1 pseudogene is annotated in these 720 nt (G+C 55.6%); it reads right to left on the bottom strand.

Annotated elements, in window-relative coordinates:
• Window positions 1-42: 42 nt before the first annotated feature.
• A pseudogene (locus QP997_RS09725) lies at window positions 43-642 on the bottom strand (IS30 family transposase); the annotation flags it as partial.
• Window positions 643-720 lie beyond the last annotated feature (78 nt).

The following is a 720-nucleotide window of genomic DNA, read 5'->3' as shown; positions in this document are numbered from 1 at the left end:
TCGGTGACACCGTAGTCATTATCGATGAAACTCCTTCTAGATCAGAGCCTCACACACAAACTTCCTGACACCCTCCCCATAAACACTCAAATCCGCACCCTTCGGAAAATACTGACGCAACAACCCATTAGTGTTCTCATTCGTCCCCCGCTGCCACGGCGACCCCGGATCACAGAAATACACCGGACAATCCGTCGCAATGCTAAACGACCTATGACCAGCCATCTCTGAACCCTGATCCCAGGTCAACGACCCCCGAAGATGCTGCGGCAACGTCATAATCGCCTCCACCAGCGCATCACGCACCGCCACCGCACCATGCCCATCCGGCAAATGCAGCAACATCACATACCGCGTCGTCCGCTCCACCAACGTCCCAATCGCAGACCTTCCACCTGCACCGATAATCAGATCACCCTCCCAATGCCCCGGCACAGCCCGATCCTCAACAACAGCAGGACGATCAGCAATCATGATCATCGGATCAACAAACCGACTCCTCGCAACACGCTGACCACGCGGTTTACGCCGCGTCCGCCCCGTACGAAGGGCATGGGCCACCACCTTCTTCAACTCGCCTCTGGCCTGGCAGTACATCTCTTGATAGATCGTTTCATGACTCACATGCATAGTCTCATCGCCATGGGGTTGCCCGCAAATGGTGGACACGTAGTGGAGCTACCTCATGGTTAGGCAGCTGTTTCTTCTTCGTTGGTGGTC

It is taken from the genome of Corynebacterium sp. MSK039 (genome assembly GCF_030232315.1).
Classification (GTDB): domain Bacteria; phylum Actinomycetota; class Actinomycetes; order Mycobacteriales; family Mycobacteriaceae; genus Corynebacterium.
Note: the sequence above shows the minus strand (reverse complement) of the source record. Positions and strands in the feature narration are given on the sequence as shown.